We start from the raw sequence: 3,036 nt of genomic DNA on the forward strand, positions 1-3,036 counted from the left end.
CGGAGGTCCCAGTCAGGTTCTCCACATTGGCGATCGTGCCCAGCGAGAAGCTGGCCAGCGCGGTCCAGATCGTGTCGATGCCCTCGCCCACGGCTTCGACGACACTGTCGCCAAGACTGTCAACCACATAATCGTCGTCGCCACCTTCGCCGGTCAGGATATCGTCGCCGAGCCCACCGTCGAGCAGGTCGTTGCCGGTGCCCCCGAACAGGCTGTCGATCCGGCTCGACCCGATCAGCTTGTTATCGGCACCGTCACCAAGGACGATGAGCTGATCATTGTCGAGCCCCGGGGTCTGCCAGTCCTGGAAGGTCCAGCCGCTCAGGTCGACATCGGTTACACCGCCGGTCATGATGATCCGGATGATGTTATCCGAGCCGCTATTGGCATTGCCGTCGATCAGAACGGTTCCAAAGGCGCTGGCAACCGCTGCGCTGCCCAGCTGGAGTTCATTGTCGACGTTGATCCCGTCCGCGTAGAACTCAAGCTCTTCGATCGAGGTGAAGGCAACCGTGCTCAGGTTGAACACGCCCGCCCCGCTCATCACGACACGGTCGTATTCAGTGCCGCCGTCGATGATCGATCCGGGGCCTTCGTCCTCGCCGTCATAGAAGAAGAAATTGTCGTTCCCCGCACCGCCGCTCTGCACGTCGGCTCCGGCCCCGCCAGTGAGATTGTCGTTGCCGTCCCCGCCATAGAGGCTGTCATCACCGGCACCGCCCAGCAGCACATCCCCGCCATCGTTGCCGTAGATCACATCGATCTGCGACGACCCGGTCAGCGTGTTGCTGCCGGTGTCCCCATGCAGGATGACCGTGTCACTGTCCGACGCCACAGCGTTCCAGTCCTGGAAGGTGAAACCCGACAAGTCGATATTGGCCACGCCGTTCTGCACGAAGAAATGCAGCGAATTGAAGGACCCGGCGTTGGAGTTGCCGTCGACCAGCAGGGTGGAGGAGAGCCCCGTCCCCAGCTGATCGCTGCCGAAGAAGGCGTAGTTGACGATTCCGCCGCCGCCGACAGCGCTGAACTCGACCTCTTCGACCGCGGTGATCGAAGCCGTCCGCAGGTCAAAGTAGCCGGCGCCCTGAAGCAGGATGCGGTCGCTGCCGGTCGACCCCGCCAAGACCTCGCCCGTGACACTGTCCTCACCGTCGACATAGAGGAAGGTATCGTTGCCGTTGCCCCCGTACATCGCATCGGCTCCGGCCCCGCCACGCAGCGTATCGTTGCCGTCGTTCCCGTAGATGATGTCGTCTTTCGAGGTCCCGATCAACGTGTTGGCGTTGGCGTCCCCATGCAGCGAGATATAGTCGGCATCGCCGGTGTAGCTGTCCCAATCCTGGAAGGTGAAACCGGAGGCATCGATGCTGCTCACACCGTTCTGCACATACATGCGCAGCGTGTTGTTGGAGCTGGTATTGGCGTTACCGTCGATCAGCATCGTCGAGGAGAAACCGGAACCGATCTGATCGCTGCCGATATAGACGAAGTTGTCCACATTGGCCCCGTCCGCGCGGAACTCCAGTTCCTCGATCAAGCTGACAGAGGCATTTCTCAGGTCGAAGACCCCGGCGTTGCCCACCAGAAGGCGGTCGTGACCGGCACCGCCGGAAATGATTTCGCCGGCGAGCGGGTCGAACCCGTCCAGATAGACGAAGGTGTCATTGTCGTTGCCACCGTAGAGCTGGTTGACACCGGTCCCGCCACGCAGCGTGTCGTTGCCATCAAACCCGTAAATGATGTCGTCTTGCGACGTCCCGGTCAGGATATTGGCGTTCGCATCACCATGCAGCGAAACGATATCGGTCGACACGCTGTTCCAGTCCTGGAAGATGAAGCCCGAGGCATCGATATTGTTCACGCCATTCTGCACCCAGAGACGCAGGGTGTTGTCGGAGCCGGTGCTGCCATTGCCGTCGATCAGCAGGCTGGAGGAGAAATCGCTGCCCCCCAGCTCGTCGCTGCCCAGATAGACGAAGTTGACAACATTGGTGCCGGTCGCCGCGAACTCGATCTCCTCGACCAGGTAGACATTCAGCGTCCGCAGGTCGAAGACGCCCGACCCGGACGCCAGGATCCGGTCAGAGCCGGTGCCGCCGCTGGCGTATTCGCCCGCGACCGAGTCCTCACCGTTCTCATAGAGGAAGGTGTCGTCGCCCGCGCTGCCATACATGGTATCGATCCCGGCTCCGCCATGCAGCGTATCGTTGTCGTTGCCGCCGGAGAGGTAATCGTTGCCGGTGCCGCCGATCAGCGTATCGTTGCCGTCGTAACCGTAGATCGAGTCATTGCCGCCGCCGCCGTCGAGCGTGTTGGCCGAGTTGTTGCCGTAGATGACTTCGTTGCCGGCGCCGCCGACCGCATTTTCAATGACCGTCCCCGGCGCGATCGACAGGTTCCCGATCAGCCCCGCGACATCAGAGAACGACGGCGCGATGTTGGCCGAGCTCGTCACCCGCAGATCGATCTTGCTGTTGTTCGAATAGCCCGACAGATCCAGCGTATCGATGCCGCCGCCGTCGACAATCGCCAGCGTGTTGGTCGCCAGCAGGGTATCGAGCGAGGCATAGGCCGTGTTGGCATAGCCGAACCCCGGCCCCGTGGACGTCGGCGTCCAGTCGACCCAGGTGGAATTGAAGCCCCAGGTGGTGTTGCCGGTGGTGGTCCCGTCGTCGATGCCGTAGCCCATCGGATTGTAGATCCGGTCGAGCGCCAGCCAGTCCACCGACTGCGGCCCGATCACGTTCACCTGGCCCAGATAGGAGCCGCTGGGCGTCGATTGCCCCGGCGGGGTGTAATTCGCCTGCGCCCAGTAGGACATCATGGTGAACTGGATCGTGTCGTTTTCCCAGTTGGAATCGTTGTAGGTGGGCGTGCCCGAGCCGGCATTGTAGAGCCCCTGGTGACCCAGGCCCAGCGTATGGCCGATCTCATGCAGCGCGGTATGGAAGTAATAGTCGCCGATGTTGCCGGTGCCCGACCAGTTCTTGGCGATGTTGATATAGGCGTCGTAGATCTCGCCGCCGCCGCCCA

1 protein-coding gene is annotated in these 3,036 nt (G+C 62.0%); it reads right to left on the reverse strand.

Going from position 1 to position 3,036, the window contains the following annotated elements:
- Nucleotides 1-3,036, reverse strand: a 3,036-nt coding sequence (locus QO033_RS25090; RefSeq protein WP_284483425.1) for a M10 family metallopeptidase C-terminal domain-containing protein, incomplete at both ends; no start/stop codon positions are given.

Origin of the sequence: Pseudodonghicola flavimaris, from assembly GCF_030164425.1 — a bacterium.
Classification (GTDB): Bacteria; Pseudomonadota; Alphaproteobacteria; order Rhodobacterales; family Rhodobacteraceae; genus Pseudodonghicola; species Pseudodonghicola flavimaris.